This is a genomic window from Serratia sp. CY55921, from assembly GCF_052167655.1.
Taxonomy (GTDB): domain Bacteria; phylum Pseudomonadota; class Gammaproteobacteria; order Enterobacterales; family Enterobacteriaceae; genus Serratia; species Serratia ureilytica.
In genome coordinates this window covers 64,837-82,733 of record NZ_JBJNMU010000009.1, presented here as the reverse complement: position 1 = coordinate 82,733, position 17,897 = coordinate 64,837, and the positions used below count along the sequence as shown (strand labels likewise).

Sequence of the window (17,897 nt, the reverse complement as noted above, 5' to 3'; positions counted from 1 at the left end):
CGTATGATGGAATTCATTTTCGTTTTTTGTCGATGAATTGCAAGCCGCCGTCAGCTCATCGGAGGTGTTGGCGCACAACCTGAAAAACTCTCAATTGTCGCCTGGCCCTTTGTCCTTACAAGCTGTGCTAGGATGACTCGTTGGTTTTTGCGGCAGTTGAGCAATGGGCTGGATGGCAATGGAAGGGGTTACAGTGACGAATCGAGTAGAACAACTGCGCCGCCAGTTAGCGCAGCGCATTTTGGTGTTGGACGGCGGCATGGGCACCATGATCCAGAGCTATCGCCTGGACGAGCGCGATTTCCGCGGTGAGCGTTTCGCCGATTGGCGCAGCGATCTGAAAGGCAATAACGATCTGCTGGTGCTGACCAAGCCGGAAGTGATTACCGCCATTCATTACGCCTATCTCGAGGCGGGCGCCGATATCCTTGAGACCAATACCTTCAACTCCACCTCCATCGCCATGGCCGACTACCACATGGAGTCGCTGTCGGCCGAGATTAACTATCAGGCCGCCTGCCTGGCGCGCGCCTGCGCCGACGAATGGACGGCGCGCACGCCGGAAAAACCGCGCTACGTCGCCGGGGTGTTGGGGCCGACCAACCGCACCGCGTCCATCTCGCCGAACGTCAACGATCCGGCGTTCCGCAACATCTCGTTCGATGAACTGGTGGCGGCTTACCGCGAATCGACCCGCGCGCTGGTGGAAGGCGGCGTCGATCTGATCATGATCGAAACCATCTTCGACACCCTCAACGCCAAGGCCGCCGCTTTTGCGGTGGAAACCGAATTCGAAGCGCTGGGGGTGGAACTGCCGATCATGATTTCCGGCACCATCACCGACGCCTCCGGCCGCACCCTGTCCGGCCAGACCACCGAAGCGTTTTACAATTCACTGCGCCACGTCAAGCCGCTGACCTTCGGCCTGAACTGCGCCCTGGGGCCGGATGAGCTGCGTCAGTACGTCGCCGAGCTGGCGCGCATCTCGGAGACCTACGTCACCGCACACCCGAACGCCGGTTTGCCGAACGCCTTCGGCGAGTACGATCTGGATGCGGCCGAGATGGCGCGCCAGGTCGGGGAGTGGGCGCAGGCCGGCTTCCTCAATATTATCGGCGGCTGCTGCGGCACCACGCCGGAACATATCGCCGCGATGGCCAAGGCGGTCGAGGGCGTGCCGCCGCGCCGGCTGCCGGATATCCCGGTCGCCTGCCGCCTGGCCGGTCTGGAGCCGTTGACCATCGACGCCAACACCCTGTTCGTCAACGTCGGCGAGCGCACCAACGTCACCGGCTCGGCGCGTTTCAAACGCTTGATCAAAGAAGAGAAATACAACGAGGCGCTCGACGTGGCGCGCCAGCAGGTCGAGAGCGGCGCGCAGATCATCGACATCAACATGGATGAGGGGATGCTCGACGCCGAAGCGGCGATGGTGCGCTTCCTCAACCTGATCGCCGGCGAGCCGGATATCGCCCGGGTGCCGATCATGATCGACTCCTCCAAGTGGTCCGTTATCGAGAAAGGCCTGAAGTGCATTCAGGGCAAGGGCATCGTCAACTCGATCTCGATGAAGGAGGGCGAAGAGGCCTTTATCCACCACGCCAGGCTGGTGCGCCGCTATGGCGCCGCGGTGGTGGTGATGGCGTTCGACGAAGTGGGCCAGGCGGACACCCGCGAGCGCAAGTTCGAGATCTGTCGCCGCGCCTATAAAATTTTGACCGAACGCGTCGGTTTCCCGCCGGAAGACATCATTTTCGACCCGAACATCTTCGCCGTCGCCACCGGCATCGACGAGCACAACAACTACGCCGTCGACTTTATCGAAGCCTGCGCCGACATCAAAACCCACCTGCCGCACGCGATGATCTCCGGCGGGGTGTCCAACGTGTCGTTCTCGTTCCGCGGCAACGATCCGGTGCGTGAAGCGATCCACGCGGTATTCCTGTATCACGCCATTCGCAACGGCATGGACATGGGCATCGTCAACGCCGGGCAGCTGGCGATTTACGACGATCTGCCTGGCGAGCTGCGCGAGGCGGTAGAAGACGTGATCCTCAACCGTCGCGAGGACGGCACCGAACGCCTGCTGGAACTGGCGGAAAAGTACCGCGGCAGCAAAGACGGCGAAGCGGCGGTGCAGCAGGCGGAATGGCGCGGCTGGCCGGTGGAGAAGCGGCTGGAATACTCGCTGGTGAAGGGCATCACCGAGTTTATCGAACTGGACACCGAAGAAGCGCGGCAGCAGGCCGAACGCCCGATCGAAGTGATCGAAGGGCCGCTGATGGCCGGGATGAACGTGGTCGGCGATCTGTTCGGCGAGGGCAAGATGTTCCTGCCGCAGGTGGTGAAATCCGCCCGCGTGATGAAGCAGGCGGTGGCCTACCTGGAACCGTACATCGAGGCCAGCAAGCAGCAGGGCACCTCCGCGGGGAAAATCCTGTTGGCGACGGTGAAAGGCGACGTGCACGACATCGGCAAGAACATCGTCGGCGTGGTGCTGCAGTGCAACAACTATGAAATCGTCGATCTTGGCGTGATGGTGCCGACGGAGAAAATCCTGCGCACCGCGCGCGAGGAGAATGTCGACATCATCGGCCTGTCGGGGCTGATCACGCCGTCGCTGGACGAGATGGTCAACGTGGCCAAAGAGATGGAGCGCCAGGGCTTTACGCTGCCGCTGCTGATCGGCGGCGCCACCACCTCCAAGGCGCACACCGCGGTGAAAATCGAGCAGAACTACAGCGGCCCGACCACCTACGTGCAAAACGCCTCGCGCACCGTGGGCGTGGTGTCGGCGCTGCTGTCCGCCACCCAGCGCGACGAGTTTGTGGCGCGCACCCGCAAAGAGTATGAAACGGTGCGCATTCAACACGCGCGCAAAAAGCCGCGCACGCCGCCGGTCGATTTGCACAAGGCGCGCGCCAACGCCATGGCGCTGAACTGGGCCGACTATCAGCCGCCGGCGCCGCGGCAGCTTGGCGTGTTTCCGGTGTCGGCCGGCATCGAGACGCTGCGCCACTATATCGACTGGACGCCGTTCTTCATGACCTGGTCGCTGGCGGGCAAATACCCGCGCATCCTCGAGGATGAGGTGGTGGGGGAAGAGGCCAAGCGCCTGTTCCATGACGCCAATCAGATGCTGGATCGGTTGGCCGCCGAGCGTAGCCTCAACCCGCGCGGCGTTTACGGCCTGTTCCCGGCCAACCGCGTCGGCGACGACGTGGAGGTATACCGCGACGAACGGCGTGACGAGGTGCTGGCGGTGAGCCGCCACCTGCGGCAACAGACGGAAAAAACCGACTTCCCGAACTACTGCCTGGCGGACTTTGTGGCGCCGAAAAGCAGCGGCAAAGCCGACTACTTCGGCGCCTTCGCGGTGACCGGCGGGCTGGAGGAAGACGCGCTGGCGGCGGCGTACGACGCGCAGCACGACGATTACAACAAAATCATGGTCAAGGCGCTGGCGGATCGTTTGGCGGAGGCTTTTGCCGAATACCTGCACGAACAGGTGCGCAAGCTGCACTGGGGCTATGCCGCCGACGAGAGCCTGAGCAACGAGGAGCTGATCCGGGAAAACTATCAGGGCATCCGGCCGGCGCCGGGCTACCCGGCCTGCCCGGAGCACACCGAAAAAGCGACCATCTGGCAGCTGTTGGACGTCAACCGCCACACCGGTATGGAACTGACGGAGTCCTTCGCCATGTGGCCGGGGGCGGCGGTATCCGGCTGGTACTTCAGTCACCCCGAGAGCAAGTACTTCGCGGTGGCGCAGATCCAGCGCGATCAGGTGGAAGACTACGCGGCGCGTAAAGGGATGAGCGTGAGCGAGGTCGAGCGCTGGCTGGCGCCAAACCTCGGCTACGACGCCGACTGACTTTCCTCTTTAAGGGCGCAGCGATGCGCCCTTGTCATTTACAGCGCTTCCACATCGATGTGCAGCGCGTCGTACCGCCAATACTCCAGGTCACAATCGATCACCCTGTCGTGCTGATCGCGATTCACCCGCGTAATGAACAGCGCCGGGCTGCCGTAGGTCACCTTCAGCATGGCGGCGGCCTGCTGCGGCAGCAGGGTGGGCAGCATGTCGAAACGCACCCGGCCGTAGTGAATGCCGTAGCGCGCGGCGTACAGCGCGGTCAGCGACTGGGTCAGATCTTCGTCCAGAATGCCGGGGAAATAGGCCGGATTGAGGTAGTGCTCGCAGTACAGCACCGCGCGTCCGTCGATGTAGCGCAGCCGGCGAATGCGATAGGCCTCGGCGCCGGGGAGCAGCGCCAGGCGGCCAGCCAGCGGCGCGTCGAGCGTGACGACCGCGCTATCGATCGCTTCGGTATGCGCGGCGCGGCCCTGCTGCTGCGCCATAGCGTGAAAATGGCTGCGCTGCAGCGGGTTGTAGATCAAACGTGGCGGCGAGATGAACCAGCCGCGCCGCACCTGGCGGTAGATGACGCCCTGCGCCTCCAACTGGCCGAGCGCCTCCTGCAAGGTAATGCGGGTGGTGGCGAATTGCTCGCTCAGGGCGCGTTCGGAGGGCAGCTTGCCGCCCGCGGCGAACTCGCCGGCGGTGATGCGGGCGCTCAGCGTTTGGCAGATGGTGGCGACGGTCGTCGGTGCTTCACTCATACAGCGGGTGTCCCGTTTCAGTGCGTTTGGCCTTCCTTAAGGTAGACCAGCGTCGCGTTTTCGCCGTTGCAATGGGGGATAAAACTGTCGCTTTTTTAAGCTGACATATAATTATCACATTCGTCCGTTAGATTGGTTTGGTCCTTGCTGGACTAGTCCAGCCATCCCCACACTACCACCTGGAGCATCAGTTATGAAACGTTTGTGCGCTTCTGTGTTAACCAGTGCCATCGTGTTATCCAGCCAGATGAGCTGGGCCGCGGATACCGATCTGGCGGCGCTGGAGCAGGCCGCGAAGAAAGAAGGCGAAGTCAACAGCGTCGGCATGCCGGACAGCTGGGCCAACTGGAAAGGCACCTGGCAAGATCTGTTGAGCAAGTACGGCCTGAAACATGTCGATACCGACATGAGCTCCGCGCAGGAGATCGCCAAATTCGATGCGGAAAAGAACAACGCCACGGCGGACATCGGTGACGTCGGCGCGGCCTTTGGCCCGGTGGCGGTGCAGAAGGGCGTAACGCAGCCCTACAAACCGTCTACCTGGGATCAGGTGCCGGAGTGGGCGAAAGACAAAGACGGCCACTGGGCGCTGGCTTACACCGGCACCATCGCCTTCATCATCAACAAGAACAAGCAGCAGGTGAAAGACATCCCGCGCAGCTGGGCCGATCTGCTGAAGGGCAGCTATCAGGTCACCATCGGCGACGTCGGCACCGCATCGCAGGCGGCCAGCGGCGTGCTGGCGGCGACCTATGCCATGGGCGGCAACGAGAAAAACCTCAAGCCGGGCCTGGAATTCTTCGGCAAGCTGGCCAAGGCCGGCCGCCTGAGCCTGAGTAACCCGGTGATCGCATCGCTGGAGAAAGGGGAAGTGCAGGTTGGCGTGGTATGGGACTTCAACGGCCTGAACTACCGCGATCAGATCGATAAAACCCGCTTTGAAGTGCTGATCCCGTCGGACGGCTCGATCACCTCCGGCTACACCACCATCATTAACAAATACGCCAAGCACCCGAACGCCGCCAAGCTGGCGCGCGAATACATCTTCTCCGACGCCGGCCAGATCAACCTGGCGCGCGGCTATGCGCGTCCGATCCGCGCCGAGCATCTGACGCTGCCGGACGACGTCAAGGCCAAGCTGCTGCCGGCCGAGCAGTACAAGAATGCGCACCCGATCGCCGATCCGGCGGCCTGGGAACAGAGCGCCAAAGCGCTGCCGCGTCTGTGGCAGGAAAACGTCATTATGTTTATGCAGCAGTGAGTTAACGCACCATGAAAACGATCCTCGTGCTGCTGGACGGCCTCAACTACCGGGTGGCGCACGACGCCATGGGGTATCTGCAGGCCGAATGCGCGGCGGGACGCGGGCGGTTGTACCTGCTGGAGAGCGAGTTGCCCTCGCTCTCCCGGCCGCTGTATGAATGCATCCTCACCGGCGTCACGCCGGTGGAGAGCGGCGTGGTGCACAACCACGTCTCGCGCCTTTCTCATCAACAAAGCGTGTTTCATTACGCGCGCGCCGCCGGGCTGACCACCGCCGCCGCCGCGTATCATTGGTTCAGCGAATTGTATAACCGTACGCCGTTCGACGCCGCGCGCGACCGCCACACCGACGCTCCCGAACTGCCGATTCAGCACGGCCATTTCTATTATGACGACGGCTATCCCGACAGCCATCTGTTCGACGACGCCGAAAGTCTGCGCCAGCGTCATCAGCCGGATTTTCTGCTGATCCACCCGATGAACATCGACGACGCCGGGCACCGCTTCGGCCTCTCTTCGCCGCAGTACCGCAACGCGGCGCGCCGCGCCGACGGCTCGCTGTCGCGCTACCTGCCCGAGTGGCTGGCGGCCGGTTATCAGGTGCTGGTTACCGCCGACCACGGCATGAACGACGATCGCAGCCACGGCGGGGTGTTGCCGGAAGAGCGCCAGGTGCCGCTGTTCGTGTTCGGCGCGGGCTTCAGCCTGGACGACGCCGATCCGCAGCAAACCGAGCTGTGCGGCACGATCTGCGATCTGTTGCAGGCGCCGCACGACAAGCCGCGCTGCCGGGCGCTGCTGACGCAGGATGCGCGATGAACAGCAAAACCAAATGGATCGCCGCGCTGTGCCTGCTGCCGTTTATCGTGCTGTTCGGCGCGTTTCAGATCGCCCCGCTGGTGTGGATCGCGGTTCACAGCTTTTTCAGCGAGAGCAGCGGCTGGGGATGGGGCAACTATGTCGATATCCTCACGTCGCCGTTCTACCTGCAGGCCTTTCAGTTCTCGCTGGAGATCTCGCTGTGGTCGAGCGTCTACGGCTTGCTGATTGCATTAGTGGGCAGTTACTCACTTCGCCAGCTCGGCCAGACCCGCTTTCATGACTTCGTGATGTCGTTCACCAACATGACCAGCAACTTCGCCGGGGTGCCGCTGGCGTTCGCCTTCGTCATTCTGTTGGGGTTGAACGGCTGCCTGACGCTGCTGCTGCGCAAATACGGTTTGATGGAGAGCTTCAACCTCTATTCCAAGAGCGGCCTGATCGTGCTGTATACCTACTTCCAGATCCCGTTGGGCGTGCTGTTGCTGTATCCGGCGTTCGATGCGCTGCGCGCCGATTGGCGCGAGTCGGCGGCGCTGCTCGGCGCCGGCCCCTGGCGCTACTGGCGGCATATCGGCCTGCCGGTGTTGGCGCCGGCGCTGATGGGCACCTTCGTCATCCTGCTGGCCAACGCGCTGGGCGCCTACGCCACGGTGTACGCGCTGACCACCGGCAACTTCAACGTGATCCCGATCCGCATCTCGGCGCTGGTGGCGGGGGACATCTCCCTCGATCCGAACCTGGCCAGCGCGCTGGCGATGCTGCTGGTGGCGATGATGGCGTTTATCACGGTGATCCACCAATGGATGCTGCGCAGGAGCTACCTCAATGCGCGCTCATAATCGGATGGAGAATGCTCATGTCGCGTGTTGAACGCCTGTACCACCGCACGGTGACCGGCCTGCTGCTGTTGATTCTGCTGCTGCCGCTGGCGGCGACGCTGGTTTACGCGCTGGCCACCCAGTGGGGCGCCACCATTTTGCCGGACGGTTTTACCCTGAAGTGGCTGACGGCGCTGTGGAGCGATTCGCGCTTTTTGCTAGCGCTGTGGCACTCGCTGCTAATCTGCTTTGGCACGTTGCTGCTGTCAGTGGTGGTGATCCTGCCGGCGATGTTTGTGATCGCTTACTACTTCCCCAAGCTGGACGCGGTGATGAACGTGCTGATCCTGCTGCCGTTCGCCGTGCCGCCGGTGGTGTCGGCGGTGGGGCTGATGCAGCTGTTCGCCGCCGATCCGCTGCCGCTGCTCGGCACCCCCTGGATTTTGGTGGGCTGCTATTTCACCATCGCGCTGCCGTTTATCTACCGCGCCATCAGCAACAACATGCAGGCGATCAACCTGCGCGATCTGATGGACGCCGCGCACCTGCTCGGCGCCAGCACCTGGCAGGCGGCGCTGTGGGTGGTGCTGCCGAACCTGCGCAAGGGCGGAACGATCGCCGTGCTGCTGTCGTTTTCGTTCTTGATCGGCGAGTTCGTGTTCGCCAACCTGCTGGTAGGCAGCCAGTATGAAACGCTGCAGGTCTATCTGTTCAATATGCGCAACGGCAGCGGGCACTTTACCAGCGCACTGGTCATCTCCTATTTCGCCGTGGTGCTGCTCGTCACCTGGCTGGCGAACCTGCTGAATAAAAACAAGGGCTAACCCGATGGCTTATCTCAACGTCACCCGCCTGAACAAACACTATGGCCAGACCCAGGTGTTTCAGGATATCGATTTCACCGCCGAAGAGGGGGAGTTCGTCACCCTGCTGGGGCCTAGCGGCTGCGGCAAATCGACGCTGCTGCGCTGTCTGGCCGGCCTGACCCCGGTCGACAGCGGGCAAATTTTGCTGCAGGGCCAGGATCTGGTGCCGCTGGCGCCGCAAAAGCGCGGCATCGGCATGGTGTTTCAAAGTTATGCGCTGTTTCCCAATATGACGGTGGAAGGCAACGTGGCCTTCGGCCTGAAAATGCAGAAGCTGGCGGCCGGACAGATCGGCCAGCGGGTGCAGGAGGCGCTGGCGCTGGTGGAGCTGAGCGATCTGGCGAAGCGCTATCCGCATCAGCTGTCGGGCGGCCAGTGTCAGCGCGTGGCGCTGGCGCGATCGCTGGTCACTCGCCCGCGTCTGCTGCTGCTCGACGAACCGCTGTCGGCGCTGGACGCGCGTATCCGCAAACACCTGCGCGAGCAGATCCGGCGCATTCAACGCGAGCTGAACCTGACGGCGATTTTCGTCACCCACGATCAGGAAGAGGCGTTGACCCTGTCGGATCGCATCGTGCTGATGAACAAGGGGCAGATCGTGCAGAGCGGCGACGCGGAAACCTTGTATACCCAGCCGGCGGACGCCTTCGCCGCCGGATTTATCGGCAACTATAACCTGTTGACCGCCGAACAGGCCGCCCAGCTGACCGGGCGTAGCTATGCCGGCAAGGTGGCGATCCGCCCTGAGTCCATCGGCCTGTTACCGGCCGGGCAGGGGATCGGCGGGGTGATCCTGGGTCACAGTTTGCTCGGGAATGTGGTACGGTATCGGATTCAGGTTTGCGAGGTAGAATTGCTGGTTGACGTGCTCAACCGTTCGGTGGCCGACCTGCGGCCCGACGGCGCGGAAATTGGGCTACACTTGGAACCTGTTGTATTGCGGGAAGTTGCATGACTTCGCAGCGCGGCGCCGGGGCCTTCCCGCCGCCGCATTAACCCTTCTCTTCTGCGGTCTGCCGCCCGCCCGCTGTCCTGCCAGACCCACGCCCGGCAGGCGGGACCGCGCGCTGTATCCGTCATCCTTTGGCTCGCCTCTCTGCGTCGCGTGACAAGCATCGGGTATCAGCCTCCTTTGGCCGGGCGTTAATGGAGCGTATCTTCCGTGCTGACCCTTCTTCACCTGCTTTCCTCCGTGGCGCTGTTGGTGTGGGGCACCCACATCGTGCGCACCGGGATCATGCGGGTTTACGGCGCCAATCTGCGGCGCGTGTTGAGCGACAGCGTTGAGAAAAAACCGCTGGCGTTCGTTTCCGGCATCGGCGTGACCGCGCTGGTGCAAAGCAGCAACGCCACCGCGCTGCTGGTGACCTCTTTCGTCGCGCAGGGGCTGGTGGGGCTGGCGCCTGCGCTGGTGATCATGCTGGGCGCCGACGTCGGCACCGCGCTGATGGCGCGCGTGCTGACCTTCGATCTTTCCTGGCTGTCGCCGCTGCTGATCCTGGTCGGCGTCTTCCTGTTCCTCAGCCGCAAGCAAATGCGGATCGGCCAGATCGGACGCGTCCTGATCGGCCTTGGGCTGATCGTGCTGGCGCTGGAGCTGATCGTCGCCGCCGCCACGCCGATCACCCAGGCGGCCGGGGTGAAAGTGCTGTTCTCGTCGCTGACCGGCGACGTGATGCTGGATGCCCTGACCGGCGCGCTGTTCGCTATCGTCAGCTATTCCAGCCTGGCGGCGGTACTGCTGACCGCCACTCTGACCGCATCCGGCGTGATTTCGCTGAAGGTGGCGCTCTGTCTGGTGATTGGCGCCAACCTCGGCAGCGGCCTGCTGGCGATGATCAACGCCAGCGGCCAGAACGCCGCGGGGCGGCGCGTGGCGCTCGGCAGCCTGCTGTTTAAGCTGGTGGGCTGCATACTGGTGCTGCCGTTCGTCTCCTATCTGGCGGATTTGATGGCTCAACTGCCGGGCGGCAGCGAAGAGCTGGTGATCTATTTCCACGTGTTCTACAACCTGATCCGCTGCCTGGTGATGATCCCGCTGGCCGGGCCGATGGCGACGCTGTGCGAACGGCTGATCGTCGACGAAGCGGCCGACGATCCGCGCATGCGGCCGCGCCATCTGGACGCCAGCGCGCTGGACACGCCGACGCTGGCGTTGGCCAACGCGGCGCGCGAAACGCTGCGCATGGGCGACGTGGTGGAACACATGATGATCCTGCAACGTGAGGTGCTGCACGGTAAGCAGGGGGTCGATAAAGAGGTGCGGCGCCTCGACGATGACGTCGACGTGCTGTACACCGCCATCAAGCTGTATCTGGCGCAGATCCAGAAGGAAGATCTGGGCGAGGAAGACTCGCGCCGCTGGGCGGAGATCATCGAAATGGCGCTCAACCTGGAACAGGCGGGCGACATCATCGAGCGCATGGCCGGCGATGTGGGCGCCAAGTCGCACGCCGCGCGCCGCGCTTTCTCGGCGGAAGGGTTGGCGGAGCTGGACGGACTGCACGAACGGCTGATCGGCAATCTGCGCCTGGGGCTGTCGGTGTTCCTGTCCGGCGACGTCACCAGCGCCAAGCGCCTGCGCCGTTCCAAGCACCGTTTCCGCATTCTGGATCGCCGCTACGCGCACGCGCACGTCGATCGTTTGCACCAGCAAAACGTGCAGAGCATCGAGACCAGTTCGTTGCATTTGGGATTGTTGGGGGACATGAAGCGCCTGAACTCGCTGTTCTGCGCCGTGGCTTACAACGTGTTGGATCAGGATGCTAAGGACGACGATCGCGACTGGGAAGACACCCCGAGCACGCTGTAAAAAAACGCCCCCGGTTTTAACCGGGGGCGTTGCGTTGGGGCACGTTATTTGCCGCTGAACACCCCGGCTTTGGCGTCCGCTTGCTGAGTTGAAGCATGGCCGCTGGCGAACGGCACGTTGCCGTCGACGCTTTGCTTCGCCGCGCCGCCTAGCAGCCCGCCGATCGTGGCGGCCGCATCGACGCGGCCGCCGCCCTGATAGCGCTGGCCGCTGACGTCCTGCTGGCTGACCTTGCCGCCGCCCAGTTCCACCTTGCCCTGCTGGCTGCGGATCTCGCCGCCGGTCAGTTGGGTTTGGCCGCCGACCTGCAGCGCCACGCCGTTCTTGCCGGTAATCGCCGACTGCTCGCCAACCGCGTTGTTGTTCACCACGTCGGCATTGACCTTGAGGTGCCCCTGGCGACCGGCCGGCCCGGTGATGCTGTCTTTCACCGCGCCGCCGACGGTGCGTGCGCCGCGATCCCACAGCGGGCCTTGCGGTTTTTCACCGGCCGGCGTTGCCGGCAGCGTGACTTTGCCGTCGGCCTTGCTGAAGCTGACCGCGCCGGTGGTGTCCTGCTGCGGATCGAGGCGACGCGCCACGCTGTTGTACTTGTCGGTGGTGGCGTCGGCCACTTTGTTCACTCCGGCCTCCAGTTTCTCTTTCACCTTACCGGCGTAACGCGGTGTGCCGACCTTCGACAGCTTGGAGGTGATGCTGCTGCCCGGATCGTTGCTGTGGCTCAGGCCGGCATCCACATCGACCTTCACACCGTTCTCAACGTCTTTGCGGCTTTCAACGTGCAGATTGCCGCCCACCTTGCCTTGTACGCTGTTGGCATCGACGCGCGCCCCGGCGAGACGGGTGTCTTTGCCGCTGTTGATCGCCACGTCGCCCGCGGTGATGCCGGTGTTGGCGTGGATGGTTTTATCCTGCTGTTCCACGCCGACCTTCAGACCGGCGCCCAGCGTGTGGGTATCTTTGCCAGTGTTCGGGTCGACCTTGCCGCCGGCGTCCTTGTTGAAGGTTTGGCCGCCTTTGGCGTTGGCTTTGATGCCCAGGCTCCAGTTGTCCTTATGCTGCTCGTTTTTGGCGGACTCCAGCAGGATGCCGCCGTTTTTCGCCTCGAGCGCGGCGCTGCCGCCGCTGACTTTGGCGCCCTGCAGATGCAGCGCGTCATCGCCTTTGCCGTTGGCGGACAGGGTGACCTTGCCGTCTGAGGCGATAGTGGCGCCCTGACGCTCGGTCGTGGACTCATTCACCTTGGCGATGTCGAAGGCGCCGCCGGCGGAGAGGTTGCCGCCGGTTTTTTCCTTGCTGTCGCTGCTGCCGGCGCCCAGATCGATATTGCCGGACAGCTTGCTTTCCTTACGCGTTTGGGTCGATTCCGCCGCCTGCAGTGCGACCTTGTTACCCGCGCTCAGGCTGACGTCGCCCTGGCTCTTGACGTTGGTGCCCTGCAGCGTCAGATCGCGGCCCGCCTTCAGCTCAACGCCCTGTTGGCCACTGACGTTGCCGACCTGCGCGGTGCTGCTGCTGCTTTCGCCGTTGTGGGTGCCGCCGCCGAACCCGGCGCCGAAGTTTTTACTGTCGGCGGTGAAACCGCCCTTGGCGGAGGCTTTGACGTTAAAGCCGCTGTGGCTTTCGCTCTGCTTGTCGCTGGCCTGATCAAGGCGGATATCGCCGCCGGCGTTGACGGCGGTTTTACCGCTGCCGCCGTTCAGCGCGGTGCCCTGATAGACCGCGTCTTTTTTCACGTTGACGTTGATGCCGTTGGCCGCGTCGATCGAGCCGGTCACCGCCTGGCTGGCGCTGCTGTTGCTGCGCTGGGTGCCGCCTTCGCCCTTGGCGTCCACGGTCAGATCGCTGCCGGTGGAGGTGTAGACGCGCACGCCGGCGCTGCCGCGGGTATCGCGGCTCTGCTCTTCCTGACGATTTGTCGCAGCTTCGCTGCGGTGGCTGTCCGCCGTCAGCGTGACCGCGCCTTTGCTCGCCTGATATTGCGTGCCCTGATCGCGCACTTCGCCTTTGGCGTTGATGCCGATGCTGCCGGCTTTCACCGAGCTGACCACCGCCTGCGAGCTGCTGCTGCGTTTTTCGCTGCTGCCGCCCTGTGCGCCGATATCCAGGCCGACGTTAGGCGCGCCGATGCCGCCGATGTCGTTGATGACGCCGGTGGCGTCCAGCTTGGCCGCCTTGCCGACCGCGCGTTCGACCGGACGGGTCACGGCGCTGTAATCGACGTTGGCGCCGATGTTCACGCCGACGTCGGTTTTGGTGGTGGTGCTGCTGGTGGTGTCGGCAGCGGCCAGGTGATCGACGTCCGCGGCGTTTTCTTGATAGGCGCCGCCGACGCTGTGCTGTGCGCCTTGCTGGGTCAGCTTGTCACGGGCGTTGACAGTCAGGTTGCCTTTGACGTCGCTGCCGGAGGTGACTGCCTTGCTGCTCTGCGCCTGCGTTTTGCTGTTCTCGTAACCGGCCTCTACGCCGCTGCCGAGCTTGTCGATGCCGCCGGTGTAGTAGAAACCGCCGCCGACCTTGGTCTGCTCGGTGTTCGAGGTGGTTTTGTCGTCGGCCGCCAGGAACGAAACCTTATTGCCGCTGACGCTGGCGTCGCCTTTGTCGGCGACCAATTTGGAGCCGCTGAAGGTCACGTCCTTATCCGCTTCGAGCTTCACGCTGCCGCCGCTGAGGGTGGCGCCACGGTTCTCGGTGCGGGTAGTTTTCTCGCTGTCGCGGGTGTGTTCGATGCGTACACCGGCGCGGTATTGCTTGTCGCCGGCTTCTTTGGCGTAGCCGTTGACGGTAAGCGCGGTCTTCTGCTCGTCGATGTTCTGCTGCTGCTCGGCGGCCTTGACGTTGATGTTGCCGGTCTGTGAGGTGACGTTCAGTTCGCCGCCGCTGGCGACCTGGCTGCCGATCACGTCGGTATCCTTACGGCTGACCAGCTTCAGGTTGGTGTCGGACTTCAGTTCGCTGGCGGTACTGCTCTGGTAGCTGTTGTCGGCCTTGTGCGAGCTGCTGGTGATGTTGAACACGGTGCCGGTGCGCGCGTCGATTTTGTCCACGGTGGTGCTCAGCGCGTTGTCGATGCGCAGGCCGCCGTGGGTGGCGGTGACTTCGCCACCTTTCTGGCCGCGCGCCTTGCTGCCGGTGATGGTGACGCCCTGCTGGCCGTTCAGGCGCAGGGTGCCGCCGCTGGTCAGTTCGGAAGCGTGGCTGACTTCGCGGCGGTTGCTGTTGTTCTTGTTGTCGCCGCCGCCGATGCCGCCCCAGGAGGTTTTGTCATCGCGCACCGCTTTGGCGTTGGCGGTTTTCTGCACCCCGATCTGGATCTGGTTGTCTGCGTCGATCGTCAGATCGCGCTGGGCGTGGACCCTGGCGCCCTGGGTTGCGACATTGCGGCCGGCTTTCAACGTCAGTTCGCCCTGGCTGCGCAGTTCGCTGGCCTTCAGGCTTTCGCTTTCGTCGCTGCTGCTCCAACTGCCGGTGCGCAGGCTGGAAGTGTGATTGCGCTGGTAGCCGCGTTCGGTGGACTTATCCTTCTCCACCAGCCCGGCGAGGTGCACGTCGCGTGCCGCTTTGATGCTCAACGCCCGGTCGGCGCTGACGTTGGCGCCCAACAGTTTCACATCTTCCTGGGTGCTGATGAGTTTGGCGTTGCCGCTGGCGGCGACGGTGCTGCCCGCCTGTTGTTGTTGCTCATGCTCGCGGGTGACGTCGTATTGCCAGGAATAGAACCAGCGGTCGTCGGTGTGACCCTGAGTCTGCTTCAACTGCTGACCGTCGAGCGTCAGCTTGCCGCCCTGGAGGGTGATGTCTTCGCCGCGAATATCGGTGGCGGTAAGGTGTGCGTGGTTATCCGCCACCAGACTGATGTTTTTGCCTTTCAGCTCGGTGCGGGTCAGCTTCTGGCTGCTGCTGCGATCGTTGACATAGATGCCGCCTCGGTAGTTCTGGTAGTTGTCGCCGCCGTTGCGGTTGCTGCTGGCATCCTCAACGCGGCTTTCGCTGCGAATATCGTAGGCCTTCACCTTGAGCTCGTCGCCGGCGGCCAGCGTGCCGGCCAGCTTAACGCCGCTGCCCTGCGCGGTGTTGATGATGTTGATGCGCCCGGCCTGCATGCTGCCGAGGTAGTAGCTGTCCAGCGCGGTCGTCGGTTGTTCGCTGGCCAGCACCTTGCCGTCGCGCGCCACGCGGTTAAGGCCGCTGATGGCGTTGATCGCCGCCGGCGTCACGCTGCCGTTGCGGTGGGTGAAGTCTTGTACGATCACGTCACCACGGCTGTCGATCTTCGGTGCGATCAGATCCAGCACGCCGCCGGCGTTCAGTGTGCCGCTGAGGCTCAGGGTATTGCGGTTGCCCAGGGTGCTGTAGCCCTGCAGCAGGCCGTTCTCCACCAGCGGGTTGCCGACCACCAGCGAGGAGCGGCTGGTGTTGATGAACCCGCAGCCCTGGCAGCTGATGCCGTTCGGGTTGGCGAGCACGTAGTCGGCCGCCATGCCGAAGATCTCTTGCTGGCCGTGCAGCAGAGAAGGGTTACGGCCGATCACTTCGTTGAGGATCACGTTGGCTTCACGTCCGCCCAGATTGGGGTTGGCGCCCAGCTGGCCCGCCAGCTGCGACAGTCCCGCCTCGCGGGAGTTGTTCAACACCGCGCCGGGCTGGTTGACGTTGAAGTCCTGATATTGGTTGTGCGACAGCCCGTTACCGTTCGGCGCGACGATGTCGACCACCTGGGCACCGGTCGCGGCGGTGGAAACGCCGGGGCCGTTGGCGCCGTTGGCCGCGACGATCTCACCGGCGTAGGCGCCGGCGGAAGCGGCGAGAATTATCGCCAGCGCGGCGGCCAGTTTGCCTGCCGCCGAAAGTCTGAAGTTATTATTTTTCATCCATGTATCTCCGTATATTGCCGTGGGGTCCTGCAAAACTGCTGATTAAAAGGTGTAAGAAAAGCGCGCCAGCACCTGAACGGGATCTTCAGGCGTGGCGTGGTTCGACAAAATCCAGCCGCGGCTGACCTCCAGATCGACCAGCGCCTGCCGGTAGCGTAACGTGGCGCCGCTGCTCACCCCGGCGCTGCTGCGCCAGCCCGAGTTGTCCTGACGCGGCAGAATGCGGCCGACGTCGGCGCCAAGGCGCGGCGTCAGCATGGCGGCGCCTAAATTGAAGCTGCGCGACAGCGTGTTCTGCAGATACCAGCCGTTGTCGCCGGACTGGGTGCTGCGGCTGAAGCCGCGCACGGCGCTGCGATCGGTAAGGCTAAGCCACTCCACGCCGGGCAGTGGGTCGCGGCTGTATTGGCCGTAGAACAGGTTGTTGAGCTGATAGGTGGCGTCACCCAGCTTGAGGCGCTGGCTCAGGTTGGCGAACAGCTTGCCCTTGGTGAATTGACTGTCGAGGTGCACCGAACTCGGGTGGCGATCGGCGCCCAGCCAGGGCAGGCCCTGCTCGACGCTGAGGTTGGCGCTGAATACCCCATGGGGCAGAATTTGCAGGTGGCTGGCGCTCAGCTCGGCCAGGGTCAGCGTTGGGCTGCTGACCTCAAGACGCACGCTTTCGAAGTAGTTGTCGATGCGCTTGTAGGTCAACTGGCCGCTCAGGCTGTCTATCTGATCGTGGTCGCGATAAAACACGTAGTCGCTGCGCAGCCCGTACTGTTGAGTCTGACCGTGCAGTTTGACCACGTTGTGCGGCAGCTGCTGGTGGTTCTCATAGGACGAGAAGCTGGCGAACCCGCTGAAGGTGAACGCGCCGTACGGCAGCGAATAGAGCAGGGTGTAGGCGCGATTGTAGCGGTGAGCCGGGTTTTCCAACGTGCTGTTGGCGTTCAGGCTGACGAAGTCCGACAGGCCGAACGGGCTGTCCAGCGTGGCGGTGGCGCGTGCCAGCCACTGGCCGGTGCTTTTCTGGCCGTAATTATCCGTGCCGGCGGTAATCAGCCAGGGCTTGGCGTGCTGATTGCGCAAACGAATGACCGAGCCGCCAACCTGGCGGCCGGGTAATATATCCAGCTTGGTGGTATTCGATTGCAAACGATTGGCCTGATCCAATCCTTGATCGAGTTCGGTTAATTTCAGCGGCTTGCCTTCCAGCCCAGGAAATAATAATCGGCTGTTGACCCAGCGATCGCCGCCTTCTATTTTCTCGATAAATCCTTCGGTCACGCTCAGCCCCAATTCCCCCTGCGAATTAGGGCGAACAATTTGCACGCGCGCGGTGATATAGCCTTTTTGCACATAAAGGCGCGTTAATTCGCGGGTCAGGCGATTGATATCGTTGCTGCTGATGCAGTTTTCCGGCAGCGCGCTCAGGGCCGACAAATCGGCCGGCGAGAGCAGGGTAATGCCTTGCAGGTAAACGCCGGCGATCGGCAGGCACTGCGCGGATTGCGGCAGGGCGGGCGCGGCCGGTTCCGGTTCCGCCAGCAGGCGCTGTTGCTTCAGTTGCTGATAGCGGCGCTGTTCAATCAGCTGGTTGACTTCACGCGTGCTGTCTTGCAGCGCGCGGCGTGATTCCCCCATCGACATATCCCGCATCATGTGGGAATCCGGCAGGGTTTCAGCGGAAAGGGCCGTGCTGACCAGCAGCATCAAGGCGGTGATTTTTTTTATCATTGTAATCCATTATGAGAGGCTGCCGGGGCAGCCAGCCCAATCCATGAGGTTAACCACGGGCGACCGACGGCCGGCCCGAAATAATGAGCGACATGCA

At 63.2% G+C, this 17,897-nt stretch carries 10 protein-coding genes; 7 read left to right on the top strand and 3 right to left on the bottom strand.

Annotated elements, in window-relative coordinates:
- Positions 1-178: 178 nt before the first annotated feature.
- Entirely contained in the window at positions 179-3,874 is a 3,696-nt protein-coding gene (gene metH, locus ACJ8M3_RS23595) for a methionine synthase (protein WP_089195244.1), read from the top strand.
- 38 nt (positions 3,875-3,912) lie between these two features.
- Here the strand turns inward: metH and ACJ8M3_RS23590 are convergent, their stop codons facing one another.
- Entirely contained in the window at positions 3,913-4,623 is a 711-nt protein-coding gene (locus ACJ8M3_RS23590) for a UTRA domain-containing protein (RefSeq protein ID WP_089197514.1), read from the bottom strand.
- A gap of 193 nt (positions 4,624-4,816) precedes the next feature.
- On the opposite strand from ACJ8M3_RS23590, the gene ACJ8M3_RS23585 reads away from it, so the two are divergent.
- From ACJ8M3_RS23585 to ACJ8M3_RS23560, 6 genes are all read left to right on the top strand, one after another.
- Positions 4,817-5,884, top strand: coding sequence for an ABC transporter substrate-binding protein (locus ACJ8M3_RS23585; protein ID WP_442514752.1), 1,068 nt, complete (start codon positions 4,817-4,819; stop codon positions 5,882-5,884).
- An 11-nt stretch (positions 5,885-5,895) separates the two neighbouring features.
- Positions 5,896-6,705, top strand: coding sequence for an alkaline phosphatase family protein (locus ACJ8M3_RS23580; RefSeq protein ID WP_142076137.1), 810 nt, complete (start codon positions 5,896-5,898; stop codon positions 6,703-6,705).
- Positions 6,702-7,547 carry an ABC transporter permease gene (locus ACJ8M3_RS23575; protein WP_033651199.1) on the top strand — a complete coding sequence of 282 codons (846 nt, stop codon included), beginning with the start codon at positions 6,702-6,704 and terminating at the stop codon, positions 7,545-7,547. Before ACJ8M3_RS23580 ends, ACJ8M3_RS23575 begins: the two co-directional genes overlap by 4 nt.
- Positions 7,548-7,564: 17 nt before the next feature.
- Positions 7,565-8,350 carry an ABC transporter permease gene (locus tag ACJ8M3_RS23570; RefSeq protein ID WP_033644383.1) on the top strand — a complete coding sequence of 262 codons (786 nt, stop codon included), beginning with the start codon at positions 7,565-7,567 and terminating at the stop codon, positions 8,348-8,350.
- Between the two features lie 4 nt (positions 8,351-8,354).
- Positions 8,355-9,347 (top strand): ABC transporter ATP-binding protein, encoded by a 993-nt coding sequence (locus ACJ8M3_RS23565; protein WP_089197512.1) that lies wholly within the window; start codon positions 8,355-8,357, stop codon positions 9,345-9,347.
- A gap of 207 nt (positions 9,348-9,554) precedes the next feature.
- The gene (locus tag ACJ8M3_RS23560) at positions 9,555-11,204 is read left to right on the top strand and encodes a Na/Pi cotransporter family protein (protein ID WP_033644385.1); all 1,650 of its coding nucleotides are present in this window, start codon (positions 9,555-9,557) and stop codon (positions 11,202-11,204) included.
- A 44-nt stretch (positions 11,205-11,248) separates the two neighbouring features.
- On the opposite strand, the gene ACJ8M3_RS23555 is transcribed toward ACJ8M3_RS23560, so the two are convergent.
- On the bottom strand, positions 11,249-16,075 hold the full coding sequence (locus tag ACJ8M3_RS23555) for a hemagglutinin repeat-containing protein (protein WP_089197511.1): 4,827 nt from the start codon (positions 16,073-16,075) through the stop codon (positions 11,249-11,251).
- A 45-nt stretch (positions 16,076-16,120) separates the two neighbouring features.
- Entirely contained in the window at positions 16,121-17,800 is a 1,680-nt protein-coding gene (locus ACJ8M3_RS23550; RefSeq protein WP_089197510.1) for a ShlB/FhaC/HecB family hemolysin secretion/activation protein, read from the bottom strand.
- Positions 17,801-17,897 lie beyond the last annotated feature (97 nt).

Coding starts and splice junctions, on each gene's coding strand:
- metH (WP_089195244.1), top strand. CDS start 179: ATGGAAGGGGTTACAGTGACGAATCGAGTAGAACAACTGCGCCGCCAG.
- ACJ8M3_RS23590 (WP_089197514.1), bottom strand. CDS start 4,623: ATGAGTGAAGCACCGACGACCGTCGCCACCATCTGCCAAACGCTGAGC.
- ACJ8M3_RS23585 (WP_442514752.1), top strand. CDS start 4,817: ATGAAACGTTTGTGCGCTTCTGTGTTAACCAGTGCCATCGTGTTATCC.
- ACJ8M3_RS23580 (WP_142076137.1), top strand. CDS start 5,896: ATGAAAACGATCCTCGTGCTGCTGGACGGCCTCAACTACCGGGTGGCG.
- ACJ8M3_RS23575 (WP_033651199.1), top strand. CDS start 6,702: ATGAACAGCAAAACCAAATGGATCGCCGCGCTGTGCCTGCTGCCGTTT.
- ACJ8M3_RS23570 (WP_033644383.1), top strand. CDS start 7,565: ATGTCGCGTGTTGAACGCCTGTACCACCGCACGGTGACCGGCCTGCTG.
- ACJ8M3_RS23565 (WP_089197512.1), top strand. CDS start 8,355: ATGGCTTATCTCAACGTCACCCGCCTGAACAAACACTATGGCCAGACC.
- ACJ8M3_RS23555 (WP_089197511.1), bottom strand. CDS start 16,075: ATGAAAAATAATAACTTCAGACTTTCGGCGGCAGGCAAACTGGCCGCC.
- ACJ8M3_RS23550 (WP_089197510.1), bottom strand. CDS start 17,800: ATGATAAAAAAAATCACCGCCTTGATGCTGCTGGTCAGCACGGCCCTT.